This window comes from Streptomyces sp. NPDC093544, assembly GCF_040683495.1.
GTDB lineage: Bacteria > Actinomycetota > Actinomycetes > Streptomycetales > Streptomycetaceae > Streptomyces.
Map to the genome: position 1 here is coordinate 1 of NZ_JBFBEA010000028.1, position 25,629 is coordinate 25,629.

Sequence of the window (25,629 nt, forward strand, 5' to 3'; positions counted from 1 at the left end):
CTTGGCGTTGATTTTTGGCACGCTGTTGAGTTCTCAAGGAACGGACACTTCCTTCGTACTCACCCGAGAGACTCTCTCAGGCTTTCCTCCGGGCGTTTCCCTTCGGTCTTGCGTTACCGACTCTATCAGACCGTTTTCCGATCCGATTTCCTCGGTGCTTTCCAGGTTTCCGCTTTCGCGTTTCCCTTTCCGGCGGTTCCGACTTTATCAGAAGTTTTGGGCCGAACTGACCGGCATCCATTTCTGAATCATCGGGAGGGGCCTCTCGGAAATCGACGTTTCCAGAAGCAGGCAGACCCTAACCGCTGCCACTGGACCTGTCCAGTTCTAGGCAACTGTTCTAATCTACCTCCCCGTTCGTGCCGCGTCAACGGCTTTTTGGGGCGAAGAGGAGACTAGCAGGTCAGCGAGGGCGGCCGCACATCAGGCAGCCGTCGGGACGGTGGCGCTGCGCTCGGCCTCGTCGACGTCGCCCGTTTCGCCGGCCCGTGCCGCACGACCGCCCAGTACAAAGACGTACGCGAGGAAGGCCAGTTCAGCGGCGATTCCAATGCTGATGCGGGCCCAGGTGGGAAGTCCGGACGGCGTGACAAAGCCTTCGATGGCGCCTGAGACAAAGAGAATCAGGGCAAGACCGATCGCCATGCCGAGGGCGGCTCGGCCCTCTTCGGCGAGTGCTGTGCTGCGGGGGCGAGGGCCAGGGTCGATCAGAGTCCAGCCCAGTCGCAGGCCGGTGCCCGCGGCAACGAAGACGGCCGTCAGCTCCAGGAGCCCGTGCGGGAGGACCAGGCCCAGGAACGTGTCGAGGCGGCCGGCCGAGGACATCAGGCCTATGCCGACACCCAGGTTGAGCATGTTCTCGAAGAGGATCCAGATGACCGGGAGGCCCAGGAAGATGCCCAGGACCAGGCACATCGCGGCGGCCTGGGCGTTGTTCGTCCACACCTGGGCCGCGAAGGACGCGGCGGGGTGACTGGAGTAGTAGGTCTCGTACTGGCCGCCGGGGCGAGTGAGTTCACGCAGGTCACTCGGCGCGGCGATCGAGGACTGGACCTCGGGGTGCGTACCGATCCACCACCCCAGGAGGGCAGCGATCACCGTGGACAGGAGAGCGGTGGGAACCCACCAGTGACGCGAGCGGTAGACCGCGGCCGGGAAACCGTGCGTCAGGAAGCGGGTGACATCACGCCAGGAGGCACGGCGCGTGCCCGTCACGGCACTACGCGCGCGTGCCACGAGTTGGCTGAGGCGACCCGTCAGCTGTGGGTCGGGAGCGCTTGACTGGATCAGGGAGAGATGGGTGGCCGTGCGCTGGTACAGGGCGACGAGTTCATCCGCCTCCGCTCCTGTCAGGCGGCGTTGGCGGCGGATCAGTGCGTCGAGCCGGTCCCACTCGGCGCGGTGGGCGGACACGAAGACGTCGAGGTCCATCTGGTTTGCTGCTCCTCGGCTGCTCGTCGTGAGTGTCAGCTTGTCGTACTGCGACGCGATGTGCCCTCAGCTTGGCAGACTGGACATTCGCAAGGCAGGCCAGGGGAAGGACGGCGAGCGTGAGTGAGCTAGTGACGGGCGAGGCGGTGGCGCTTGAGTTGCGCCCCGCGAAACTGCCGAGCCGGACGCTGGCCGTCTTGCTGGATCTGATCGTGGCGATGACCATCTACGTCGTCGTGACCATCGGCTTGGTGGCTGCGACGGGTGGGCTGGACGAAGCAGCACAGATCGCCCTCTCGATCGCGTGCTTCCTTCTCGTACTGGTGGGCGGGCCGATCGCGGTGGAGACCCTCAGCCACGGCCGCTCGCTCGGGAAGCTGGCGTGCGGGTTGCGAGTGGTGCGGGACGACGGTGGGCCCATCCGGTTCCGGCATGCACTGGTTCGCGGTGCCGTCGGTGTGGTCGAGCTTCTGATGACGTTCGGGATCGTCGCGTGCATCGCCTCGCTCGTTTCGGCCCGCGGGCGGCGGCTGGGGGATGTGTTCGCGGGGACCCTTGTCGTACGGGAAAGGATCCCGGCCGGCCGTACGCCTTTCGTGCCTCCACCGCCGCCCTGGCTGGCGGGGCGATTCTCCGCGCTTGATCTGTCCGCGGTTCCGGACGGCTTGTGGTTGGCCATCCGGCAGTACCTGACGCGGATGCAGCAGTTGGATCCGCAGGTCGGTGGGGCGATGGCAGAGCGGCTCGCCACGGATCTGGCCGCCCGTACAGGTACTCCGGCACCGCCCGGGGTTCCACCGGCCGCGTATCTGGCGGCAGTGGTGCAGGAGCGGCAGGCGCGGGAGGTCCGGCGGTCCTTCAGCGGCGGGCCTGCCGTGGCCACGTACGGTGGCCCGGCTGGACCGATGAGCGCGATGCCGGGTGCGGTCGGACCGACTCCCGTGCAACCGGGCGCCTACCCCTATCCGTATCCGCCAGTCGCCCCGGGAACCCCGCCGCCTCCCACTACGCGGCCGCCGCAGGGCATGGCACCACAGCCCGTCCCGCCACCGCCCGCGGCACCGCAGCACGACCAGGGCGACCGTCCCTCGACCGGCTTCGCGCCACCCGCCTGACCCACTGCTGTCGGCGCCTCGTCAGGTGAACACCGACGGGGGTGACTCAAGGTGTTCCAGTTCGATGCCTGGTGCCGCGAGCACTACGTCTCCCGCGAGGTGTACGGCGTGCTGCTCGCCGGTGTCCAGGGCTGTGACCTGGTATTCGTCCACGGTCAGGGGGCCGTTGTCAGTGGCGTGTGTTTCTCTCGAGATCAAGGCCCAGGACTGGTCGAGGGTGCGTGGGGCGAGGACGGGGTCGGTGAAGGCGACGAGACGTACACGGGTCGCGGAGGCGGCGGGGGCGAGGCGAAGGAGGCGGGCGGTGGCGACGAGGAACGCGGGAGACGGGCCGGTGAAGGCATGGGCGCGGACATTGCCTTCGGTGGCCTGCGTGCCCGCGGGGTCGGTGCGGACCCAGGTGACGCCGTCGAGCGCGGCGCCACGGACCTGCCAGCTCCCGGCGTTCAGTTCGCAACGGATGGGGCGGCCGAGGTCGTCGAGGACGAGGTCGACCGAGCCGGCATGGTCGCCGGAGGGGGTGGTGAGTTGGGAGACATAGCGCCAGCCGGAGGGGCCCGGCGCGCAGTGGAAGTGTTCTTCGGCGAGGGGGGTGTGATCGTGCGGATCATGGAGCGAATAGCGGCCGCGGGGCATGGGGGTTCAGGTCCTCATCGGGGACAGGCCCCCGCCGTGACGGCGAGGGCCTGCTGACATCCGTACGCCGAGCGGTGGTACCGCTGCTCGGCGGGGAACTCAGTAGCGGTATTGGTCCGGCTTGTAGGGGCCCTCGACCTGGATACCGAGGTAGGCGGCCTGCTCGGGGCGGAGCGTCGTCAGCTTCACGCCGAGCGCGTCGAGGTGGAGGCGGGCGACCTTCTCGTCCAGGTGCTTGGGCAGCACGTACACGTCGGTCGGGTACTCCTCGGGCTTGGTGAACAGCTCGATCTGGGCCAGCGTCTGGTCCGCGAACGAGTTCGACATCACGAAGGAGGGGTGACCGGTGGCGTTGCCCAGGTTCAGCAGACGGCCCTCGGACAGCACGATGAGAACCTTGCCGTCGGGGAACGTCCAGGTGTGCACCTGCGGCTTGACCTCGTCCTTGACGATCCCGGGGATCTGCGCCAGGCCCGCCATGTCGATCTCGTTGTCGAAGTGACCGATGTTCCCCACGATCGCCTGGTGCTTCATCCTGGCCATGTCGGCGGCCATGATGATGTCCTTGTTGCCGGTCGTGGTGACGAAGATGTCGGCCTTGTCGACAACCTCGTCGAGCGTCGTCACCTGGAAACCGTCCATCGCCGCCTGCAGCGCACAGATCGGGTCGATCTCGGTGATGATCACCCGGGCGCCCTGTCCGCGCAGCGACTCCGCACAGCCCTTGCCCACGTCGCCATAGCCGAAGACCACCGCGGTCTTGCCGCCGATCAGGACGTCGGTGGCGCGGTTGATGCCGTCGATCAACGAGTGGCGGCAGCCGTACTTGTTGTCGAACTTCGACTTCGTCACAGCGTCGTTCACATTGATCGCCGGGAACAGCAGCGCGCCCTCACGGTGCATCTCATACAGACGGTGAACACCGGTCGTGGTCTCCTCGGTCACACCACGGATCTCCGAAGCGAGCTGAGTCCACTTCTGCGAGCCGTCGGTGATCGTGCGGGTGAGGAGCTCGAGGACGACGCGGTGCTCGTCGGACTCGGCGGTGTCGACGGAGGGGACCTTGCCGTCCTTCTCGAACTGGACGCCGTTGTGGACGAGCATGGTGGCGTCACCGCCGTCGTCCAGGATCATGTTCGGACCGCCGGTGGGGGTGTTCGGCCAGGTCAGCGCCTGCTCCGTGCACCACCAGTACTCCTCCAGGGTCTCGCCCTTCCAGGCGAAGACCGGGACGCCCTGCGGGTTCTCGGGCGTGCCGTTCGGGCCGACCGCGATGGCGGCGGCCGCGTGGTCCTGGGTGGAGAAGATGTTGCAGGAGGCCCAGCGGACCTCGGCGCCCAGGGCGACCAGGGTCTCGATGAGGACGGCGGTCTGCACCGTCATGTGCAGGGAGCCGGTGACGCGGGCGCCCGCCAGGGGCTGCGTCTCGGCGTACTCCTTGCGGATCGACATCAGGCCGGGCATCTCGTGCTCGGCGAGGGTGATCTCCTTGCGGCCGAAGACGGCCAGGGAGAGGTCGGCGACCTTGAAGTCCTGTCGGTGGTCGACAGTCGTCATGTCGAGCTGCTCCTCGGGATCGGGATTGGGGCGAGGTGGTACGGCTGGTCTGCGCGGCGGCGGGCATACGCATGCCCCGCTGGGCACAGGAGTGCCCGGTGCGCGCAACGCAGTCCGTCGGAGGCCCTCTCTCCCTCGGCCGGTCCGCGAAGGGACCGCCCGACCGCCATCAGCAGCGACGTCTGGCTCAACCACCAAGCTACACCGGTGAGCCCGGCCCTCCCCAGTCCGTCTACGACCGAGAAGGGCAGGGTCCGCCTGTGCCAATCGTGGCCCGTGCAGGTCAGACGCGTCCGTCAGGTCCGGCAGGTCTCAAAGATCTGACGAAAAGGGCCCGTCTGAACTCCAGGCGGGCCCCAGTGACGTACAAGTGGGGATCAGTGCTCGGCAGGCTGCGCCGGGCCGCCCGGTGCCGCTTCTCGGTCCGGGCCCTTCGCCGCGTCTGCCTCGTTGTAGATGTCGGGCTCCAGGTAGATGACGCGCGCGATCGGGACCGCCTCCCGGATGCGGGACTCGGCGGCGTTGATCGCGGTGGCGACCTCGGTGGCCGTGTCGTCGTGCTGGACGGCGATCTTGGCGGCGACCAGGAGTTCCTCCGGGCCGAGGTGGAGGGTGCGCATGTGGATGATGCCGGTGACCGTGTTGCCGTCGACGATGGCTGCCTCGATCTTCTTGACCTCTTCGAGGCCCGCGGACTCGCCCAGGAGGAGGGACTTGGTCTCCACGGCGAGGACCAGCGCGATCACGATGAGCAGGATGCCGATGCAGAGCGTGCCGATGCCGTCCCAGACGCCGTCGCCGGTGGCCAGGGCGAGACTCACGCCGACCAGGGCCAGGATCAGGCCCACCAGCGCGCCGAGGTCCTCCAGGAGCACGACCGGCAGCTCGGGGGCCTTGGCGTGGCGGATGAACTCCTTCCACGACTTCTTGCCGCGCAGCGGGTTGGACTCCTTGATGGCCGTCCGGAAGGAGTAGGACTCCGCGATGATCGCGAAGACGAGGACGCCCACCGGCCAGTACCAGGCCTCGATCTCGTGCGGGTGCTTGATCTTCTCGTAGCCCTCGTAGATCGCGAACATGCCGCCGACCGAGAAGAGGACGATCGAGACGAGGAAGGCGTAGATGTAGCGCTCGCGGCCGTAGCCGAAGGGGTGTTGCGGGGTCGCTTCGCGCTTGGCTTTCTTGCCGCCGAGCAGGAGCAGGCCCTGGTTTCCGGAGTCGGCGAGCGAGTGCACGGACTCGGCGAGCATCGACGACGAACCGCTGAAGAGGAACGCCACGAACTTCGCTACCGCGATCGCGAGATTGGCGGCGAGTGCCGCCACGATCGCCTTGGTGCCGCCTGAAGCGCTCATGTGCTCCTGCTGTCCCTTCGTACGCCGTCCAGGGCTTTGCCTGCCTTTTGCCAGTGGGTCATTGTTGCAGCCCGCTCGGACAACGGCGCGTCAGGCCGCCACAGTGGTCACATCAGGCCACTACTGTCGCTCGGAAAATCGTGCCAGGTCCAGACACTTCAACCTTTTCGCCCGCCGGTACGAAGACGGACTGACCGGGGGCGAGCGTACTGCCGTCCACTCGCACGGAACCCGCCGTGCACAGCAGGATCTGCGGGGTCGCGGCGGTGAGTTCGTGCGGGGCCGCGTCCTGGGGCAGGACGTAGCGGGAGAGGCGGAACTCGTCGATGGGGGTCTCGTAGACTTCCTCGCCGTCGGGGGACGCCTCCGGGCGCAGGATGCCGGGGTCGCCGGCCTCGAAGCGGACGATGCGCAGGAGTTCGGGGACGTCGACGTGCTTGGGGGTCAGGCCGCAGCGCAGGACGTTGTCGCTGTTGGCCATGATCTCGACGCCCAGGCCGTTCAGGTACGCGTGCGGGACGCCGGCGCCGAGGAACAGGGCCTCGCCGGGCTGGAGTTGGACGTGGTTGAGGAGCATCGCGGCGATGACGCCGGGGTCGCCCGGGTAGTGGTGGGCGATGTCGGCGTACGGGGCGTAGGAGCCGCCGAGGCGGGCGCAGGCCGCCGCGGCCTCGGTCACCGTGTGGGCCAGGTCGTCGCGGTCGGCGGAGAGCAGCGCCGTGAGAACCTCACGCAGGGCGGCCTCTTCGGGGTGGGCGTGCAGCAGGTCGACGTACGGCTTGAGGGAGTCGACGTCCAGGCCCGCGAGCAGTTCGGCGGCCTCGGCGGGGGCGCGGAAGCCGCACAGGCCGTCGAACTCGGTGAGGGCGCAGATCAGTTCGGGCTTGTGGTTGGCGTCCTTGTAGTTGCGGTGCGGGGCATCGATGGGGATGCCCCGGCGCTCCTCGTCCTCGTAACCCTCCTGCGCCTGTTCGAGGTTGGGGTGCACCTGGAGGGAGAGGGGGGCGCCCGCGGCGAGGATCTTCAGCAGGAACGGCAGGCGGGGGCCGAACTTGGCGACGGCCGCGCGGCCGAGTTCCTTCTCGGGGTCCTCGTCGATGATCTCGGTGAGGGGACCGCGTTCGGTGCGCGAGGGTGCGCCCGGGTGGGCGCCCATCCACATCTCCGCCTGCGGTTCACCGGTCGGCTCCACGCCGAGCAGCCGCGGGATGGCGGTGGTCGAACCCCAGGCGTAGGGGCGGATGGTGTTTTCGAGGCGGTCCATAGTGTGTGTTTTTCTCCGTACGTACGCTGCTCGGCGGGCGCTTCTCACCACGCGGAGGTTCGGTGTGGGCTACCCCGTGTGCGTCAGGATCAGGCGCCTGAAGCGAGCGCCAGGTAAACGGCGGCGAAATCCGTGACGGCGATCAGTTCGGCGAGGGTCTCCAGTTCGCCGCCCTCCTCGGGTTCGAGCTCGCTGATCGCGGTGTCGTGGCTGAGGGCGAGTTCGCGAGCGGCCGGGGCGGCGGTGAGGCCGCCTGTGGGGCGGTCGCGGAGGAGCACCACGCGCGCGTGGATGGCCTGTTGCTCCTCGACACGGTCGCGGAAGAAGTCGTCGGGGTCGGCGCCTGCTGCCAGCGCACCGGCCAGCAGCGCGGCGTGCTCGGCGAGCGCCTCCGGCAACTCGGCGGTGAGCGCGGGGCGTCCGGCCAGCTCGGCGAGCGCGGCGGCGAAGCGGCGGCCCGCCGGGCCCGCGGACGTGCCTTCGGTCCAGATGACCGGGAGCGCCTCGGCGAGTTCGGAGGCGAGGGTCTTGGCGGGGTTGCTGTAGGTCGCGATGGCGGGGCCGCAGCGCTCGGCGATGCGGTCGAGGCGGTCGGCGACCTTCTGGATGGCCTCCGGGGGCGCGACGAGCAGGCCGGTGCGGTCGAGGAGCGCGAGCAGCGGGGTGAGGAGCGCCCACAGGACGCCGGGGGCGGACGCGGCCGCGAGCTCCTCCCGCTCGTACGGGGTGGTCGCCAGCGGTACGAACAGGCCGTGCGCGCCGCCCACCGACTCGGGCAGCGGGGAGTGGGCGGGGGCCACGGCGGCGACGGTGCAGCCGTGCCGGTAGGCCTGCTCGATCAGGAGCGAGAGGCCCGGCTCATAGCCGTCGGGGGTGGCGATCAGGAGCAGGTCCACGGGGCCCGCCCAGCCGGGGAGTTCCCAGCGCAGGGCGCCCGCGTCGGCGGCGACGCCGGTGGGGCTCAGCCGGGTGACCGGGCAGCCGGCCCCGGCGAGGGTGCCGAGCAGGTCGGCGACGCAGGTGGCCGCGGTGCCTGGGCCCGCGATCAGGACGGCGCGAGGGCGGCCGTCCGGCTTGAGTTCCGCGATGCCGGCCTCGACGGCGTGCCGGGCGGCGGTGCGCACGTGGGCGCCTGCTTCTGCGGCGCCCCTGAGGAGGCCGCGACGGTCCGCCTGGGCCAGTGCCTCGGGAGCGTCGAAAAGCGATTCGTCGAGCATGTGCGGCAGCCTCCGATCGCCGGGTCGTCGTTACGCGGGGCGGCGGGCCTCGTCGACGAGCAGTACGGGGATGCCGTCCCGGACGGGGTACGCGAGGCCGCAGTCGTTGCTCGTGCAGACCAGCTCGCTCTCCTGCTCCTTGAGCGGGGCGTGGCAGGCCGGGCAGGCGAGGATCTCCAGGAGGCCGGCTTCGAGCGGCATGGGGTGTCCTTCCGAACAGGTGGATGCGGCCTGGTCAGGGTACCGCTGCGGGCGGGGGCGCTGCGCTGGCTTGGGGGTGGGTGCGCTGGGCTTGGGGCGACAGGGTGGGGGCGGGTGGGGGTTTCTGGTTTTCGCCCCCGCCGCCCCTTCCCGTCCCGTACCTGGGGGCTGCGCCCCCAGACCCCCGCTGTGGGCCTGGACGCCTCGTCCTCAAACACCGGACAGGCTGAAGACTCTCAGCCTCTGATGATCTCCAGTACCTCGTCCCGTACCTTCGCCATCGTCGCCTCGTCCCGCGCCTCCGTGTTCAGACGGAGCAGCGGCTCGGTGTTGGAGGGGCGGACGTTGAACCACCAGTCCTCGGCGGTGATGGTGAGGCCGTCGAGTTCGTCGAGGGTGATGTCCTCGCGGCCCTCGTAGGTGGCTCTGATCGCGGCGAGGCGTGCCTTCTGGTCGTCGACCGTGGAGTTGATCTCGCCGGAGCCGGCGTAGCGGTCGTACTCGGCGACGAGTTGGGAGAGCGGGGCGTCCTGGCCTCCCAGCGCGGCAAGGACGTGGAGGGCGGCCAGCATGCCCGTGTCCGCGTTCCAGAAGTCGCGGAAGTAGTAGTGGGCGGAGTGCTCGCCGCCGAAGATCGCGCCGGACGTGGCCATCTCGGCCTTGATGAAGGAGTGGCCGACGCGGGTGCGGACGGGGGTGCCGCCGTGCTCTCGTACGACCTCGGGCACCGACCAGGAGGTGATGAGGTTGTGGATGACCGTGCCGCCGGGGTGCTTGGCGAGCTCGCGGGCGGCCACCAGGGCCGTGATCGCGGAGGGCGGGACCGGGTCGCCCTGCTCGTCGACGACGAAGCAGCGGTCGGCGTCGCCGTCGAAGGCGATGCCGAGGTCGGCGCTCTCCTCGCGCACGCGCTTCTGGAGGTCGACGATGTTCGCCGGGTCGAGGGGGTTCGCCTCGTGGTTCGGGAAGGTGCCGTCCAGCTCGAAGTACATGGGCACCAGGTCGAGGGGCAGTCCGTCGAAGACTGTCGGGACCGTGTGGCCGCCCATGCCGTTGCCCGCGTCGACGACGACCTTCAGGGGGCGGATGGAGGTCAGGTCGACAAGGCCGCGGAGGTGCGCCGCGTAATCCTTCAACGTGTCACGCTGTGTGATGGTTCCAGGCGTCGCGTCCGAGGGGGCCGGGGCGCCGGAGTCGAGCCAGGACTCCACGAGTTCGCGGATCTCGGAGAGGCCGGTGTCCTGCCCGACCGGGGCCGCGCCCGCCCGGCACATCTTGATGCCGTTGTACTGGGCGGGATTGTGCGAGGCCGTGAACATGGCGCCCGGCAGGTCGAACGCGCCCGACGCGTAGTAGAGCTGGTCCGTCGAGCACAGTCCGATTTCGGTGACGTCGACACCGCGCTCCGCCGCACCGCGCGCGAAGGCGCGCGAAAGACCGGGCGACGAGGGCCGCATGTCGTGCCCGATCACGATCGCGTCCGCACCGGTCACCTGGACGAAGGCCGCACCGAACAGCTCGGCCAGCGGCTCGTCCCACTGATCGGGGACCACACCGCGTACGTCGTACGCCTTCACGAGCTGCGACAGATCAGCAGTCACGGCCAACCTTCCATAAGTCCACTTAGGTCGCCTCAAACTACCTGTCCGGACTGACAGTCCGCTGTGCTGCGACCCAGCGGATGCGCATCCGTCACCTGCGGGGCTTCATTCGTCATCTGCGGGGTCTCATCCGTCGTCCCGGGGCCTCAGTTCGTCATCCGGGAGTAACGCACCGCGTGACGACGGCACGTCGTTCCGACACAGCAGCCCTCGTTCCGTCAGGGCAGCATCCACCCCAGGACCGGCGTGCTCTGCCCCGCCACGATCAGGCACATGATCAGCAGCAGTCCGAGACTCCACGGCAGCACTTTGCGCAGCAGGTCGCCCTCGCGGCCCGCGAGTCCGACCGCCGCGCAGGCGATGGTCAGGTTCTGCGGCGAGATCATCTTGCCGAGGACGCCGCCCGAGCTGTTGCCGGCGGCGAGCAGTTCGGGAGACAGTCCCGACTCCCTGGCCGCGCTCACCTGGAGGGCACCGAAAAGGGCGTTCGCCGAGGTGTCGGAGCCGGACACGGCCACGCCGAACCAGCCCAGGACCGGTGACAGGAAGGCGAGTCCGGCGCCGGCCGCCGCTACGAAGTGGCCGATCGTGGCGGCCTGCCCGGAGAGGTTCATGACGTAGGCAAGCGCCAGTACGGACGTCACGGTGAGGATCGCGAACCTCAACTCGTGCACCGTCGCGGCCCATTCCTTGACCGCCACGCGCGCGTGCACCCCGAGGACGGCGGCCGTGCACAGCCCGGCGAGCAGGACGAGCGTGCCGCCGGTCGATACCAGAGGCAGCGTGAAGACATTCCCGCCGACCGGTTCGCCGTCCGGGTTGACGACGTTCAGGAACGGCCAGTCGAAGACGCGGGTCGCGCCGGCCAGCCAGTCCTTCACCACGGGGATCTGGGCGATGGAGAAGATGACCACGATCAGCGCGTACGGGGCGTAGGCACGCACGACTTCGGGCCGCGGGTCCTCCTCGTCCAGGTCCTCGCTCCGTACGCCGGTCAGAACCGCCACCCGTACGGGCTCGGCGGCAGGCCTGCGCGATTGCGGTACGGCGACGAGGGCGCCCGCGCCCGCCAAGGCGGCCCCGATATCGGCGAGTTGCGCGGAGACGTAGTTCGAGGCGGCGAACTGGGCGACGGCGAAGGCGATCCCGCACACCAGGGCGGGCACCCAGGTCTCGCGCAGTCCGCGCCGCCCGTCGACCAGGAAAACGAGCAGGAGCGGTACGACCAGGGCCAGCAGTGGCGTCTGGCGGCCCACTACGGAGGCGACGGAATCCAGTGGCAGGCCGGTGACTTGGGCGAGCGTGACGACCGGGGTGCCCATCGCGCCGAAGGCGACCGGAGCGGTGTTGGCGACCAGCGCGACCACCGCCGCGCGCACCGGGTCGAAGCCGAGCGCGACGAGCATCACCGAGCAGATCGCGACGGGGGCGCCGAAGCCCGCGAGGGCTTCCAGGAGGGCGCCGAAGCAGAACGCGATCACGAGCGCCTGGATGCGGGGATCGTCGGACAGCCGCCCGAAGGAGCGGCGGAGGATGTCGAAGTGCTGGGTGCGGACCGTCATCCGGTACACCCACAGGGCGTTGACGACGATCCACAGGATGGGGAAGAGGCCGAAGACGGCGCCCTGTGCGGCGCTGGAGAGCGTCTGGCCGACCGGCATGCCGTACGCGAGACAGGCGACCAGCGCGGCGGCCACCAGGCCGATCAGCCCGGCGTGGTGGGCCTTCATGCGGACGCCGCCGAGCAGGATCAGGACGATGACGAGGGGCAGGGTGGCGACGAGGGCGGACAGGCCGAGCGAGTCGGCCACGGGTTCCAGTTCCTGGACGTACACGGGCACCTCCTCGGTTTCCGCGATGCGGAAAGCGGTTTCTCACGGGCGGAGGAATGGTCGTGTCCGCGACAAGTGCGCGTCAAGACTTCTGCACCGCTGAGTGAAACGTGCACGGAACGTGCACCGAGGTGAAGTTGCCCTCAGGGGCGGGGAGTTCGGCCGGGCCGAGCAGGAGCGACGGGCTCAGGAGTCCGGCGAGCGCAGCACCCGCAGATGGCCGCGGCGCGCGACCTCCATCGGGTCCGCCCTGCGTGCGCTGCCGCCACCGGACCCCGCGGTGCGCTGCTGCGGACGGGCCGCCTCGCGTACCGCGTTGGCGAGCGCTTCCAGGTCGTCACCGGTGGGGCGGGAGGGACCGGAGGAGTCGGCGAGCCGGACAACCTCCCAGCCGCGCGGCGCGGTGAGGCGCTCGGCGTGCTCTGCACACAGGTCGTAGCAGTGGGGTTCGGCATAGGTGGCGAGCGGGCCGAGGACCGCGGTCGAGTCGGCGTAGACGTACGTCAGCGTCGCGACGGCGGGGCGGCCGCAAGCGGTGCGCGAACAGCGACGTACAGGGCTCACGACGTTGGACGGTACCGCACTCCTGAGCGGGCCGCGACGACTCTCTCCCAGGTCACCCCACCGTGTCGTGCTGTGAGAACGCCCACATGAACCTCCGTACACCCGGCCCTGACCTGGGGCGACATCAGGTGCCGCGATGCCGAACAGACCTGAAACCGGTCACCACTTGGTGCAAAACACGTCAATTGCCATGTGAGGGGCGGTCTTGGAGGGATACGGAATCGAGCCCAAGCTTGGCTGGAATGGTCATCCAGCGACATCCGGCGTGGTCACCGCGCGACATCCAGCGTGGTCACCCCGCGTCATCCGGAACGCCCATGCGCGACATCCGGAACAGCCGCGCGCGACATCCGGAACGTCTGCACTCGGCGTCCGGAACGTCCGCACTTGGCGTCCGGGACAGCCACGCATCGCGTTCGGAACGTTACGGATCGAGATCCGGAACGGCCGCGGGGCGAGATCCCGCGCCGCTTCGGGTCCGCCGCGTGGGGGTCGGGCGCACGCCCCTGACGAGGACTACTCTTCGTCAGTGATGGACAACCCCGTACCGCCCCGCGCCGCCGCCCCAGGGCCCCGCCGTCGTGACCGCCATGGCAGGGGCATGCGTGGCCCCGTCGCGCCTCCCCAGGTGCCGCTCGCGGCGAGCCGCGCCGAGGCGTTCGCGGACCTGGTGCAGGACTCCGTGGAGCGGCTGGAGCGGCGCTGGCCGCAGCTCGCCGACATCGACTTCGTCGTCCTTGAGGTGCCCCGCCTGGAGGGCTCGGGAGACGGCTGGAGCGACGAGGCGGTGCCCCTGGGCGGCACGATCCCCGAGCGCGAGGGCCACCCCGCGCGCGTGATCGTCTACCGCCGCCCCGTCGAGATCCGCACCAAGGGCCGCGACGAGCGTGCCGCCCTGGTGCACGAGATTGTCGTGGAGCAGGTCGCGGAGCTGCTGGGGCTCACTCCGGAGACGGTCGATCCGCGGTACGGCGAGGAGTGAGGTCCGCCGGGGCCGTCCAGGCCCCGGCGGACCCCTACTGGATCACTACTTCTGCAGCACCGAGAGATCCTGCTCGGCCTCCGGCACCGCCACCGTCCCGTGGTCGTCCGGGAGGGTCTGGATCGTGAAGCCCGGAATGCCGTTCTCGCTGGCGGTGAGCATCCGGGAGGCGTAGACAGAGCCTCCGGAGACCGGCTCGACGGTCAGCGCGTACGTCCCCTTGAGACCGCTCGGAACCGGCGCCTCGATGTTCTGCGTCGTGCCGCCCTTGATGGTGAACGTCTTCGTCACCGCCTCACCGCCCTCGCTGCCCGCGGAGGCGGTGACCTTGACCTCGGCGGCTCCGCCTGGGGCGGTCAGGGCGAGGGTGGAGGCCTTGGAGGTGTTGTCGGCGACCGTCGCGCGCGTGCCCACCGGGCTGGTGGCGGGGATGAACGCGGTCTCCTGCTTGGTGCCCTTGCCGCGTACGACCTGAAGGGCGGCGACGACCGGCACCGACGTGCCGGTGGGGGTGAGCACCAGGGAGCCCGCTTCGCCGCGCGTCAGGTCGCCGAGGTCGGCGGTGGCGGTCATGCCGGACTTCACGTGCAGGGTCTCGTTGCCCGCGGGCGTGATCAGTCCCGTGGGCGAGGCGAGGCGCACCTTCAGGTCGGCGTCGGTGCCGCCGGGCACGAAGGCGACCAGTCGCACCGCCGTGGCGTCCTTCGGGATGCCGGGCAGGACGAGGCTTCCCGCGGGGTCGGTGGAGGCGGCCAGCCAGTCGCCGCCGATCTTGTCGTCCAAGGCCTGCACGGCGGCTCCGAGGCGGCCGCTGCGGACGGTTACGTGCACGGTGAGGTTCGCCTGCGTATCGCCCGTCAGCGTGTTCAGGAGGACCGCGTCGCTGGAGTGCGGCTGGACCGTGATGCCCTCGCCCAGCGTGGACTTGAGGGTGCCGTCCTTGCCGTACAGCTCGATGTCGACGACGGCGGCGGAGTCGTCCGGGTTGGTCAAGTGCACATAGTCGGTGCGGTCGTCGGCGGTGCTGGCGCCCGGGAACCAGAATTCGGTGTCCGGAGCGGTGCAGTTGGTGCCGAGCAGGCCACGGCCGGTGCCCGCGGCGACCTCCGTGGTCTCCTGGACGGTCCAGCCCGGCGCGAACCTGCCCTCGGCGGTGCCGACCAGGGCGGGTGCCTCGGCGCCCGAACTGTCACCGGTGGCCGGCTTGCCGGGCTCCTTGACCTCCAGAACGGGCTTGTCGGCCTTGTCGTCGGAGCCGCCGTCCGCCGACTCCTCGGCCGCGACCTGCAGTTCGGCCTTGCCGCTGTCGCTCGTGCCCGCGGAGACGGGCGTGAAGGACGTGTACGCCGTCTCCGCGAGGTCGGAGGTGCTGGGCTGCGGGCAGAGCAGGCTGGTGCGCTCGACGGGCAGCAGCGCGGCCGCCTTCACCGCGGTGTCGTCCGACGCGTCGGGCGCGCTGAGCGCGGCGAAGCCGGTGACGGCGGCCAGCGCGGTCGTGCCGACGATCAGGGACACGATGGTGCGGTTCACTGCTGGCTCCCGTCGGGGTGCTCACTGTCGGGGCCGTACGGCGGCTGCGGGGGCATCGGAGGCTGCTGGGGCTGCGCCGCCGGGTCGTACGCGGGGTCGTAGGCCTGGCCGTTCGCGTCGTAGCCCTGGTTGTACGTCTGGTCGTACGGCGTCGTGCCCCCGTAGGCGTACGGGTCGTACTGGCCGCCCTGGTAGGGGTCCGCCTGGTAGGGCTGCTCGTATGTGCCGGCCTGGTACTGCTGCTGGCCCTGGTACTGCTCGCCGCCGTAGGTGCCGTACTCGGCGGCCGCGTAGGTCGGGGAGTCCCACTCTCCGTAAGCCTGCTGCTGCGGGACCGCGGCCGGCTCCAGTGGGACCTCCTCCTCCTCCGGAGGAGGAAGGGTGTCGCCGATGTCGCCGTCCTGTGCGGTCTGCTCGGCTTCCGCCTGGGCGCGCAGGCGGCGGGCGCGGCGGCCGTCACCCGTGACGTCCTGAGCGAGGACTTCCTCCTCTTCGGGGAGGTCGTCGTCGACGTCCCGGCGGCGTCCGGGCAGGGCCATCACCACGAGGACGACGGCGAGGGCGCCCTGCGCCCACAGCCATGCGGTGTGGCTCAGCGGGGCATCGAAGGTGACGTCCAGCTTGCCGCCGCTGGTGGGCAGTTCGAAGCCCTGTGCCCAGCCGTCGACCGTGGTGCGGGTGAGCGGCTTGCCGTCCAGGGTCGCCGTCCAGCCCTCGTCGGCCGTGTCGGCAAGGCGCAGGACGCGGCCGTCGGCGCCGGCGGGGATGGTGGTGTGCAGCTCGACAGGTCCGGCGGCGATGGACAGCGGGTCGCCGGTCTTGGGGACGATGGCGGCGCGCGAGACCTGCCGGTCCACACGCCACAGGGCGCTGCCGTCCGCCTGGCTGAGCCGGCTCAGACCGGGCGTGGCGTCCAGGACGCTGGTCATTTCACGGGGCGCGCCCTTGTGGACGAGGACATAGCGCACGGCGAAGCCGCCGAGCTCGTCGGCCTGGTCAGCGCCGGAACCCGCCACGAGGTTGGCGACGACCTTGGCCAGCTGCTCGTTCTCACCGTCCTCCGCCGCGAGTTCGGCGTCGCCGAGACGGGCGCCGGAGCCGCGGACGAGGGTGTAGCCGACCTTGGCGGTCGACTTGCTGTCGAGGACGAGGGTGCGGGCCTGGTCGCGGGTGCCGCTCTCCTCGGCGACGAACGCGGGCACCTGCACCGGGTCGCGGCGCTCCAGAGGCCCGTCGGCGCCGCCGATCATCCAGCCGGCCGCGACGAGCAGCGGGCCCGCGGCGGCGGTGAACGCGATCAGCACCGCCACCGGCTGGCGCCAGCCGAAGCTCTGCTCGGCCACGCGCGAGCGTGCCCCGTCGGCACCGAGGGCGGCGGCGGCGAGCAGTGCGAGGCCGTAGACGAGGGTCGCGGGGCCGGCCCAGGCGGAGCTGTTGGACAGCACGGCGAAGACCAGCGCCACCAGGGCGACGGCCCAGGCCGCCCAGATCCCCGCCTGGCGCTCGGTGCGCAGCAGGGCGGCCAGCGCGGCCAGGACGACGCCGATGAGCATCAGCCCGCTCACGGTCCCGGGGCCGCCGGGGCTGGCGCCGAGCAGGTCGAGCGCGGAGGCCGCACCGGACCCGTACTCCAGACCGGCCTCCTTGAAGAAGCCGAACGGGAGCAGCGTCAGCGACCAGGGGGCGAGGACCAGCAGTGGGGTGCCGAGCTGGGCCAGGAAACGCAGTCCGTAGGCGGGGATCTCGTTTCTGCGCACCACGAGGAGTGCGATTCCGAGAACCAGCGCGATGGGCCACACGATCGGTGTGAAGGCCGTGGTGAACGTCAGCAGCAGGGCGTACGCCCAGGTGGCGCGCCAGCTGCCGCGTGCACCGGAGGAGTTCGTCAGCCCGCTCGCGGCGATGCCCGCGCGCGCGAGGAGCGGCAGCAGGATCGCGAGGACGGAGGTGCCGATCCGGCCGCCCGCGAGCGCGCCCGTGGCGGCGGGCAGGAAGGCGTACACGATGGATGCCCAGGCGCGCAGCAGGCGTGACTCGACGAGCGGCCGTGAGGCGAAGTACGCGGTGAAGCCGGCCAGCGGTACGGAGGCGACCAGGAGCACGGTGACGGCGAGCCCGGTGGAGCCGAAGAGCAGCGAGGACAGCATCGCGACGAGCGCCAGATACGGCGGGGCCGTCTGTGTCCCGCCCGCGCCCACCGCGTGCCAGCCGTCGAGATAGCGCGACCAGAGCTCGGAGGAGTCGCCGGGCGCGGGCAGCAGCGCGCCGCCCGCGAGCGCCCCGGCGCCGAACAGCGCGCGGCACGCGATGAGTGAGACGAAGAGCAGCGCGACGAAGAGCACGGGTCCGGGCTTGCGCGCGACGCGCTTGACCCGGCCGAACTGCTCGACCTCCAGGAAGTCGGCGTCGTCTCCGCCGGGCCCGGACTCGACCGCGCCGCCGTGCCGTCCGGCGCCGCCGGTGGCCTCGACGTCGGAGCGGCCCACGAGGCTGCTCGCGGCCTGCTCGATGGTGGCCCGTACGGTCGCGCCCGGCGGCGGGAACAGCGGGCGCAGCTCGTCCTTGTCGACCTGCGGGCGGCCGCGCGTGCGGCGGCCCGCGAGGATCCGCTCGGGGCGCAGCAGCGTCCCGAGGAGCCCGCGGATCTCATCGACGGCCTGTCCGGGGACCTTGCCCACGAGATACGCGACCGTGCGCAGCAGGGTGCCGAGGACCAGTCGGAACAGGATCCAGGGCAGCTGCGCCGTACGGGCGTTGACGAGGAGGGTGTAGGTGGCGCCCGCCTTGTCGACCTTGTGCGGGGAGGCGGCGGTGCGGCCCACGCAGTCGACGGTGCGGCGCTCGCGGGAGGAGGCCTCGGCGTGTCGTACGACCGCCTCGGGGGCGACGAGGACGTTGTGCCCGGCGGACTGGGCCCGCCAGCACAGGTCGACGTCGTCGCGCATCAGGGGCAGCCGGCGGTCGAAGCCGCCGAGTTCCTCGAAGACGTCGCGCCGGATCAGCATTCCGGCGGTGGACACGGACAGCACCGGGTGTACGTGGTCGTGCTGGCCCTGGTCCTGCTCGCGGCGGTCCAGGCCGGTCCAGCGGCGGCCGGAGTTGGCGATGGTGACGCCGACTTCCAGGAGCGCCCGGCGGTCGTACCAGCCGCGGAGCTTGGGGCCGATCACGGCGACTTCCTTGCCGAGCTCCGACTCGTTCTCCACGACCCGCAGCAGCTGCGCCAGGGCGTCCGGCTCGGGCGCGCAGTCGTCGTGCAGCAGCCAGAGCCACTGCTCGGGCTCGCCGTACGGGAGGTCCGGCATGTCGTACGCGTCGTCGCGCCAAGTGCGGGTGACCGGGTCCCAGCCGCTGGGGCGCTTCAGGTAGGGCAGGTCGTCCGGGGTGAGCACACCGGCGGTGCGGGTGGCCTCCTCGACGGCCTGGCCGAAGCCGGTGCGCCGGGCGAGGTGCACGACGCGGTCGGCGCCGAGCGCGTCGGTGAGCAGCTGGGCGGAGTCGTCCGCGCTGCCGGTGTCGGCCGCCACCGCGTTCTGCACGGGGCGCTCCTGGCCGAGCAGCCCGGCGAGTGCCTCGGGCAGCCAGCGGGCGCCGTCATGGGAGACGAGCACCGCGGTCACCACGTGGCGCGGGAACTCAGGAGTGGCAGCGTCGTGTTGGCCTGCCGTATGGCTGTGCACGGACATCGAGGTACGGGCCCCGGTTCGATGGACTGCGGTGGACGCCTGTGCCCGCAGGGAGCAGCGGGACGTCTCGGACGGAGGCCCACACTAACGGCTGGGCAACGCGGCGGCCCGCCGCCTGTGGATAACCCACCTGCGACGGGCCGTTCGTTACGTATCGGTACGTAGGGGTGTGCGCCGTTCGCTCGGACTGTGGCCTTCGTCGGGCAGCCGTCGGCCGACGTCGGTCGGGTCTCAGACGGCGGCTTTCTTCAGGCGACGTCGTTCGCGCTCGGACAGACCGCCCCAGATGCCGAACCGTTCGTCGTTGGCGAGCGCGTATTCGAGGCACTCGGAGCGGACCTCGCAGGCGAGGCAGACCTTCTTGGCCTCGCGGGTGGAGCCGCCCTTCTCGGGAAAGAAGGACTCGGGGTCGGTCTGGGCGCACAGCGCGCGCTCCTGCCAGCCGAGTTCCTCGTCCGCGTCGTCGACCAGCAGTTGCTGCACCAGCTCGGTCATGTGCGCCCCTCGTCTGTCTTTCGCGTCCCCGTGATGCTGCCGTTACCGATTTCGGCTGAACGACACGAGTGAAATTACAAGTGTGCCGATCCGGGCCAGTCAAGCCGAGATCTGCTATTGGGCCCCTTATTCACTCTGCGGAACCAAGGTTATGCGGAAAGTGTTCAAATCGGCATAAACCCTGACAGCCCAAGGGTGCCCAGGCCGGACCCCCGCCCCCTTCAGAGGGGAGGACGCCCAGGAGTTCGATCTCGTTCCGACGCGAACAACGAAGCGAACCGGATCACATTCGGATCACGGGCCCGCGGCGAGGTTTGTGCGCCCGGTTGTGCGCCATGTGTCCGGGGCGGCTCCTGAACAAACCTTTCGCCTCACAGATGAACCGGATGTGGTGAAACATCTCCCACATGGGGGGCGCGAAGTTGACAGTCGAGGTGTGAACCGATGTGCTTGTGGGCATGCTCGCGAACTTGGCGCTCACCTCGACCCGCACTGCCGGGTCCCACGGTGCTGTCCGCGCTCGCTGTAGCTGTTGTTGCTGTTCCAGCTGTTGAGCCGTACCGCGCTCCGGCCGGCGCTCCCCAGCGGAGCGACCCCCCGCCCGCACCCGGGCGACATCCCCCGTCCGTGACCCGGGCGGTAATGGTCCTCCCCCAGTCTCGGCTTCGCTCGACCGGGGGGACCCCCATCACCCCAGCACTCTCCCGCCGAGGAACCACCGCACCCATGAACAGCGACAGCGACCTCCAGATCGCCGGCGACATCCTCGAAGTACCGCACCTGCTCCAGCCGCCGCGCGAACACCCGTCCACCGTGGCCGAGTTCGTCGGTCTGGCCCGCTCCATCGCCACCGACCGCTCCCAGTGGGAGCACCTCGTCCAGTACGACGCCACTTCGCGCTGGTACCACCGGCTGAGCACCGGCCCCGGCTACGAGGTGTGGCTGCTCTCCTGGGTGCCCGGACAGGGCAGCGGGCTGCACGACCACGGGGGCTCCTCCGGCGTACTCACCGTCCTGGACGGCGCGCTGACCGAGCGCACTGAACGCGGCACGCGCGCGTTGAGCACGGGTTCACAGCGGGTGTTCGCGCCTGGCTATGTCCACGAGGTCGTCAACGACTCCCTCGAACCGGCCGTGAGCCTGCACGTGTACTACCCGGGCCTGACCGAGATGCCGATGCACGCCGCCCGCTGCGCGGTCGCCGAGGTCGCGGGGCCGCCGGGGTCTCAAGCAGCTGAGCCTCGTACCGCCGAGTCGTCTCGTACGGCCGAGTCGTCTCATGCGGCTGAGTCGTCTCATGCGGCTGAGTCGTCTCATGCGGCTGAGTCGTCTCATGCGGCTGAGGTCTCGTAACCGCCTGCCGTGTTGTCGTACCCGCCTGCAAGACTGATTCCCATGCGCATTGTGGTTCTGGCAGGCGGCATCGGTGGTGCCCGGTTCCTGCGTGGTCTAAAGCGGGCCGCGCCGGACGCGGACATCACGGTCATCGGCAACACCGGGGACGACATCCACCTCTTCGGGCTGAAGGTCTGTCCGGACCTCGACACGGTGATGTACACGCTCGGCGGCGGTATCAACGAGGAGCAGGGCTGGGGGCGGGACGACGAGACCTTCCACCTCAAGGAGGAACTCGCGGCCTACGGAGTCGAGCCCGAATGGTTCGGTCTCGGCGACCGGGACTTCGCGACGCACATCGTGCGGACGCAGATGCTCGGGGCGGGCTTTGCGCTCAGTGCCGTCACCGAGGCGCTGTGCGACCGGTGGAAGCCGGGCGTCCGCCTCATCCCCATGTCCGACGACCGCATCGAGACGCATGTCGCCGTCGAGATGGACGGTGAGCGCAAGGCCATTCACTTCCAGGAGTACTGGGTGCGGCTGCGAGCCTCCGTACCGGCCGAGGCCATCGTGCCGGTCGGCGCCGAGCAGGCCAAGCCGGCGCCCGGGGTGCTCGAAGCCATCGCCGAGGCGGACGTCATCCTCTTCCCGCCGTCCAACCCCGTCGTCTCCGTCGGCACGATCCTCGCCGTGCCCGGCATCCGGGAGGCGATCGCCGACGCGGGCGTTCCCGTGGTCGGCCTCTCCCCCATCGTCGGTGACGCGCCCGTACGCGGCATGGCCGACAAGGTGCTGGCGGCGGTGGGCGTCGAGTCCACAGCCGCCGCGGTCGCCGAGCACTACGGCTCGGGGCTCCTGGACGGCTGGCTCGTCGACACGGTGGACGCGTCCGCCGTGGAGCGGGTGGAGAGCGCCGGGATCCGTTGCCGGGCCGTGCCACTGATGATGTCCGACCTCGACGCGACGGAGCAGATGGCGCGTGAGGCACTGACGCTGGCGGAGGAGGTGCGGGCGTCTTGAGCACAGGGCTCCCTCCGGAGGAGGACTTCACGGACGGGGACAGGGACGGGGACAGGGACAGGGAAAGTTCAGCGGGGTCCGGGCGTCCCGGCGCCGGGGTCTCCACCGCCTCGCCCGGCTATCGGGTCTGGGCGCTGACCGGTCTTCCCGAGGTCCGCGAGGGCGATGACCTCGCCAAGTTCGTCGCCTCGGCCGAGCCGGGGCTCGTCGACGGTGATGTGCTCCTCGTCACCTCCAAGATCGTGTCCAAGGCGGAGGGGCGGATCGTCGAGGCCACCGACCGTGAGGCCGCCATCGACGCGGAGACCGTACGGGTCGTGGCGCGCCGCGGAGCGCTGCGGATCGTCGAGAACCGGCAGGGGCTCGTGATGGCCGCCGCCGGCGTCGACGCCTCCAACACCCCTGCCGGGACTGTGCTGTTGCTCCCCGAGGACCCCGACGCCTCCGCGCGGACGATTCGGGACGGGCTGCGGGACGCCCTCGGCGTGGACGTCGGTGTCGTGATCACCGACACCTTCGGGCGGCCCTGGCGCACCGGGCTCACCGATGTCGCCATCGGGGCCGCGGGCGTCCTGGTCCTCGACGACCTGCGCGGTGGCACCGACGCGCACGGCAATCCGCTGAGCGCGACCGTCGTCGCCACCGCCGACGAACTGGCCGCCGCCGGTGACCTGGTCAAGGGCAAGTCCGCCGGGCTGCCCGTCGCCGTCGTGCGCGGGCTGCCGCATGTGGTGACCGAGGACGACGGTGAGGGAGCGCGGGCGATGGTGCGGGGCGGGCGCGACGACATGTTCCGGCTCGGCACCTCGGAGGCCGTACGGGAGGCGGTGACCCAGCGGCGTACCGTACGGGCCTTCACCGACGAGCCCGTCGACCCCGGTGCCGTACGACGGGCCGTGGCCGCTGCTGTCACGGCGCCCGCGCCGCACCACACCACTCCCTGGCGATTCGTCCTCCTGGAGTCCGAGGAGTCCCGGACGCGGCTGCTCGACGCCATGCGGGACGCGTGGATCGCGGATCTGCGGGGTGACCAAAAGGCCGAGGAGTCCATCGCCAAGCGGGTGCGACGCGGGGATGTGCTGCGCAACGCGCCGTACCTCGTCGTGCCGTGTCTGGTGATGGACGGGGCTCATACGTACGGCGACGTACGGCGGGACGGTGCCGAGCGCGAGATGTTCGTGGTCGCCGCCGGGGCGGGCGTCCAGAACTTCCTGGTCGCGCTGGCCGGGGAGCGACTCGGCTCCGCCTGGGTGTCGTCGACGATGTTCTGCCGGGATGTCGTACGGGAGGTGCTGGGGCTGCCGGAGGGGTGGGACCCAATGGGTGCCGTGGCCGTGGGGCACGCGGCGGAGGAGCCCAGGGCCCGGCCCGAGCGGGACTCCGGGGCGTTCATCGAGGTGCGGTGACTCGTACGTGTCGGGCGGGCTGACCGCCTACTCTCGTTGGGCATCCCGGTCGTTGGGCAGCTTGATCGTTGGGCAGCTTGATCACCTCCAGGACTTCATAGGACCTCCTTCGTGGCTGGACGATTCGCTCCGCGGCCGACGCGTACGACTGTGCGCGGCGGGCATGTCGTGGTGCCCGGTGGTGTGCCGCGGCCTGCGGCCGCACCCGGGCGGACGCGTACGTGGACGCCGCCCTGGCCTCTCGATCTCGGGCTCGTGCTCGGGCCGCTGCGGCGCGGCCCGGGCGATCCCACCTTCCGTACGACGCCGGACGGGTCCGTGTGGCGGGCCTGCCGGACGCCTGCCGGGCCCGGGACACTGCGGGTCGCGATGCGCGGCGGGGCGGTTCACGGCGAGGCGTGGGGAGCGGGGGGCGAGTGGTTGCTCGATCGGCTCCCGGAGTTGCTCGGGGCCCTGGACGACCCGGAGGCCTTCGAGCCGCGGCACCGGCTGGTCGCGGTCACCCGGCATCGGCGGCCGGGGTTGCGCCTGACGCGTACCGGGCTCGTGCTGGAGTCGCTGATTCCGTCCGTGCTTGAGCAGAAGGTCACCACGGATGAGGCGTACCGGGCCTGGCGGTTGCTCGTACGGAAGTACGGGGAGCCGGCGCCGGGGCCCGCGCCGGAGCGGATGTGCGTCATGCCGGCGGCGCGGACCTGGGCGTTGATCCCCTCCTGGGAGTGGCATCGGGCCGGGGTGGACAACAAGCGGGCTTCGACGATTCTGCGGGCCGTGCGGGTCGCTGCGCGGCTTGAGGAGGCGGTGTCGTTCGAACCCGCGCGGGCTCAGGCTCGGCTGGAGTTGGTGTCCGGGGTGGGGCCGTGGACCTCGGCGGAGGTGGTGCAGCGTAGTCACGGGGCGGCGGATTCCGTGACCGTCGGGGATCTTCATCTGCCCGGGATCGTGGGGTACGCGCTGGCCGGTGATCGTGACGCGGACGATTCCGTGATGCTGTCGCTGCTGGCGCCCTATGCGGGGCAGCGGCATCGGGCGGCTCGGCTGATTCTGTTGTCCGGGCGGGCGCCGGCTCGGCGTGTGCCGAAGATGCCTCGGGGGGATATCGGGCGGCTTTGACCGGGGCTGGGGACGGGTAGGGGCCGAGCGGGTTTCGCCCCCTCCGCCCCTACCCGTCCCTTGGTCCTGGGGGCTGCCGCCCCCAGACCCCCGCTGTCGGCCTGGACGGCCTCGTCCTCGAACGCCGGACGGGCTGAAAGCTACTGGTCCGACGAAAAGCGGATCGAACCCGCCGGGATCCTGGCGTCGCACCAGACCCGTACGCCCTCCCGGAGTTCGTTGTCCGGGCCGATCTCCGCGCCGTCGCCGATGACGGTGGCGGTGAGGATCGAGCGTTCGCCGATGCGGGCGCGGGCGCCGATGAGGGAGTCGGTGATGACGGCGCCGGATTCCACGACGGCGCCGTCGAGGATGGCGCTGCCTGTGATGCGGGCGCCCTCGCCGATGTGTGCGCCCTCGCCGATGACCGTGCCGCCGGTCAGCTTGGCGTCCGGGGCGACGGTGGCGGTGGGGAGGACAAGGCGGTCGCCGCAGCGGCCCGGGACTGCCGGGGACGGGGCGCGGCCGAGGACCAGGTCCGCCGAGCCCCGTACGAAGGCCTGCGGGGTGCCGAGGTCCAGCCAGTACGTGGAGTCGACCATGCCCTGGAGGTGCGCTCCGGTGGCGAGGAGTTCCGGGAAGGTTTCGCGCTCCACCGAGACAGGGCGGCCCGCGGGGATCGTGTCGATGACCGAGCGGCGGAAGACGTACGCCCCCGCGTTGATCTGGTCGGTGACGATCTCCTCGGGGGTCTGAGGTTTCTCCAGGAAGGCCGTTACGCGGCCGGTGGCGTCCGTGGGGACCAGGCCGAACGCGCGCGGGTCCTCGACACGGGTGAGGTGGAGGGAGACGTCCGCGCCCGTCGTCTCGTGGGTGCGGACCAGGGCCGGGATGTCCAGCCCGGTCAGGATGTCGCCGTTGAAGATCAGGACCGGGTCGTCGGGGCCCGAGTGCAGGCGGGCGGCCACGTTGCGGATGGCGCCGCCGGTGCCGAGGGGCTCCTCCTCGGTGACGTACTCGAGGTGGAGGCCGAGCGAGGAACCGTCACCGAAGTACGGCTCGAAGACCTCGGCCAGGTAGGAGGTCGCCAGGACGACGTGCTCGACGCCCGCCGCCCTCGCCCGCGCCAGCTGGTGGGTGAGGAACGGGACCCCGGCCGCCGGAACCATCGGCTTGGGGGTGTGCACCGTGAGCGGGCGCAGTCTGGTGCCTCTGCCGCCGACCAGGAGGATCGCTTCTGTCACCTGTCGTCTCTGCTTCCTGATGGGACCGGCCGAACTGTGTTTCGGCCGGCCAGTGTATGCAGACCG

The 25,629-nt window shown here is 70.6% G+C and carries 20 protein-coding genes and 1 pseudogene; 7 read left to right on the plus strand and 14 right to left on the minus strand.

Features of this window, described 5'->3' with window-relative positions; translation table 11 throughout:
• On the plus strand, positions 1-247 hold a 247-nt coding region (locus AB0N66_RS33800; protein WP_365442213.1), incomplete at its 5' end, for a hypothetical protein.
• Between the two features lie 176 nt (positions 248-423).
• Here AB0N66_RS33800 and AB0N66_RS33805 read toward each other — a convergent pair.
• Complete coding sequence (locus AB0N66_RS33805) at positions 424-1,431, minus strand: stage II sporulation protein M (RefSeq protein ID WP_365442215.1); 1,008 nt, start codon at positions 1,429-1,431, stop codon at positions 424-426.
• 119 nt (positions 1,432-1,550) lie between these two features.
• Between AB0N66_RS33805 and AB0N66_RS33810 the strand changes: the two genes are divergently transcribed.
• On the plus strand, positions 1,551-2,546 hold the full coding sequence (locus AB0N66_RS33810; RefSeq protein WP_365442217.1) for an RDD family protein: 996 nt from the start codon (positions 1,551-1,553) through the stop codon (positions 2,544-2,546).
• Positions 2,547-2,567: 21 nt separating this feature from the next.
• Here AB0N66_RS33810 and AB0N66_RS33815 read toward each other — a convergent pair whose 3' ends face one another.
• From AB0N66_RS33815 to AB0N66_RS33855, 9 genes are all read right to left on the minus strand, one after another.
• Positions 2,568-3,182 carry a hypothetical protein gene (locus AB0N66_RS33815; protein WP_365442219.1) on the minus strand — a complete coding sequence of 205 codons (615 nt, stop codon included), beginning with the start codon at positions 3,180-3,182 and terminating at the stop codon, positions 2,568-2,570.
• Positions 3,183-3,281: 99 nt separating this feature from the next.
• Positions 3,282-4,739 carry an adenosylhomocysteinase gene (gene ahcY / locus AB0N66_RS33820; protein ID WP_365442221.1) on the minus strand — a complete coding sequence of 486 codons (1,458 nt, stop codon included), beginning with the start codon at positions 4,737-4,739 and terminating at the stop codon, positions 3,282-3,284.
• Between the two features lie 377 nt (positions 4,740-5,116).
• Positions 5,117-6,094 (minus strand): cation diffusion facilitator family transporter, encoded by a 978-nt coding sequence (locus AB0N66_RS33825; RefSeq protein WP_365442223.1) that lies wholly within the window; start codon positions 6,092-6,094, stop codon positions 5,117-5,119.
• 112 nt (positions 6,095-6,206) lie between these two features.
• Positions 6,207-7,358 (minus strand): mannose-6-phosphate isomerase, class I, encoded by a 1,152-nt coding sequence (gene manA, locus AB0N66_RS33830; protein ID WP_365442225.1) that lies wholly within the window; start codon positions 7,356-7,358, stop codon positions 6,207-6,209.
• 89 nt (positions 7,359-7,447) lie between these two features.
• Positions 7,448-8,575 carry an SIS domain-containing protein gene (locus AB0N66_RS33835; RefSeq protein WP_365442227.1) on the minus strand — a complete coding sequence of 376 codons (1,128 nt, stop codon included), beginning with the start codon at positions 8,573-8,575 and terminating at the stop codon, positions 7,448-7,450.
• A gap of 30 nt (positions 8,576-8,605) precedes the next feature.
• Positions 8,606-8,776, minus strand: a complete 171-nt coding sequence (locus AB0N66_RS33840) for a Trm112 family protein (protein ID WP_365442229.1) — start codon at positions 8,774-8,776, stop codon at positions 8,606-8,608.
• A 236-nt stretch (positions 8,777-9,012) separates the two neighbouring features.
• Entirely contained in the window at positions 9,013-10,377 is a 1,365-nt protein-coding gene (locus tag AB0N66_RS33845) for a phosphomannomutase/phosphoglucomutase (RefSeq protein ID WP_365442231.1), read from the minus strand.
• 218 nt (positions 10,378-10,595) lie between these two features.
• Complete coding sequence (locus tag AB0N66_RS33850) at positions 10,596-12,212, minus strand: L-lactate permease (RefSeq protein WP_365442233.1); 1,617 nt, start codon at positions 12,210-12,212, stop codon at positions 10,596-10,598.
• A 183-nt stretch (positions 12,213-12,395) separates the two neighbouring features.
• Positions 12,396-12,824 (minus strand): DUF3499 domain-containing protein, encoded by a 429-nt coding sequence (locus AB0N66_RS33855; RefSeq protein ID WP_365442379.1) that lies wholly within the window; start codon positions 12,822-12,824, stop codon positions 12,396-12,398.
• A 481-nt stretch (positions 12,825-13,305) separates the two neighbouring features.
• On the opposite strand from AB0N66_RS33855, the gene AB0N66_RS33860 reads away from it, so the two are divergent.
• Complete coding sequence (locus AB0N66_RS33860) at positions 13,306-13,755, plus strand: metallopeptidase family protein (protein ID WP_365442381.1); 450 nt, start codon at positions 13,306-13,308, stop codon at positions 13,753-13,755.
• 45 nt (positions 13,756-13,800) lie between these two features.
• Here AB0N66_RS33860 and AB0N66_RS33865 read toward each other — a convergent pair whose 3' ends face one another.
• From AB0N66_RS33865 to AB0N66_RS33875, 3 genes are all read right to left on the minus strand, one after another.
• Positions 13,801-15,285 carry a DUF5719 family protein gene (locus AB0N66_RS33865; protein ID WP_365442235.1) on the minus strand — a complete coding sequence of 495 codons (1,485 nt, stop codon included), beginning with the start codon at positions 15,283-15,285 and terminating at the stop codon, positions 13,801-13,803.
• Positions 15,282-18,971, minus strand: a complete 3,690-nt coding sequence (locus tag AB0N66_RS33870; protein ID WP_365442237.1) for a glycosyltransferase — start codon at positions 18,969-18,971, stop codon at positions 15,282-15,284. Before AB0N66_RS33870 ends, AB0N66_RS33865 begins: the two co-directional genes overlap by 4 nt.
• A gap of 231 nt (positions 18,972-19,202) precedes the next feature.
• A complete protein-coding gene (locus AB0N66_RS33875) occupies positions 19,203-19,466 on the minus strand; it encodes a WhiB family transcriptional regulator (RefSeq protein ID WP_003975777.1) in 264 nt (87 codons plus the stop codon).
• Positions 19,467-20,192: 726 nt separating this feature from the next.
• Here AB0N66_RS33875 and AB0N66_RS33880 point away from each other — a divergent pair.
• The 4 genes and pseudogenes from AB0N66_RS33880 to AB0N66_RS33895 all read left to right on the plus strand — a co-directional run.
• A pseudogene (locus AB0N66_RS33880) lies at positions 20,193-20,663 on the plus strand (cysteine dioxygenase family protein); the annotation flags it as partial.
• Between the two features lie 198 nt (positions 20,664-20,861).
• Complete coding sequence (gene cofD, locus AB0N66_RS33885; RefSeq protein WP_365442239.1) at positions 20,862-21,821, plus strand: 2-phospho-L-lactate transferase; 960 nt, start codon at positions 20,862-20,864, stop codon at positions 21,819-21,821.
• Positions 21,818-23,227, plus strand: coding sequence for a coenzyme F420-0:L-glutamate ligase (locus AB0N66_RS33890; RefSeq protein ID WP_365442241.1), 1,410 nt, complete (start codon positions 21,818-21,820; stop codon positions 23,225-23,227). Before cofD ends, AB0N66_RS33890 begins: the two co-directional genes overlap by 4 nt.
• Positions 23,228-23,338: 111 nt before the next feature.
• Positions 23,339-24,340: a DNA-3-methyladenine glycosylase 2 family protein gene (locus AB0N66_RS33895; protein WP_365442243.1), complete on the plus strand. Its 1,002-nt coding sequence runs from the start codon at positions 23,339-23,341 to the stop codon at positions 24,338-24,340.
• A gap of 140 nt (positions 24,341-24,480) precedes the next feature.
• On the opposite strand, the gene AB0N66_RS33900 is transcribed toward AB0N66_RS33895, so the two are convergent.
• Positions 24,481-25,563: an NDP-sugar synthase gene (locus AB0N66_RS33900; RefSeq protein ID WP_365442245.1), complete on the minus strand. Its 1,083-nt coding sequence runs from the start codon at positions 25,561-25,563 to the stop codon at positions 24,481-24,483.
• Between the last annotated feature and the right edge of the window lie 66 nt (positions 25,564-25,629).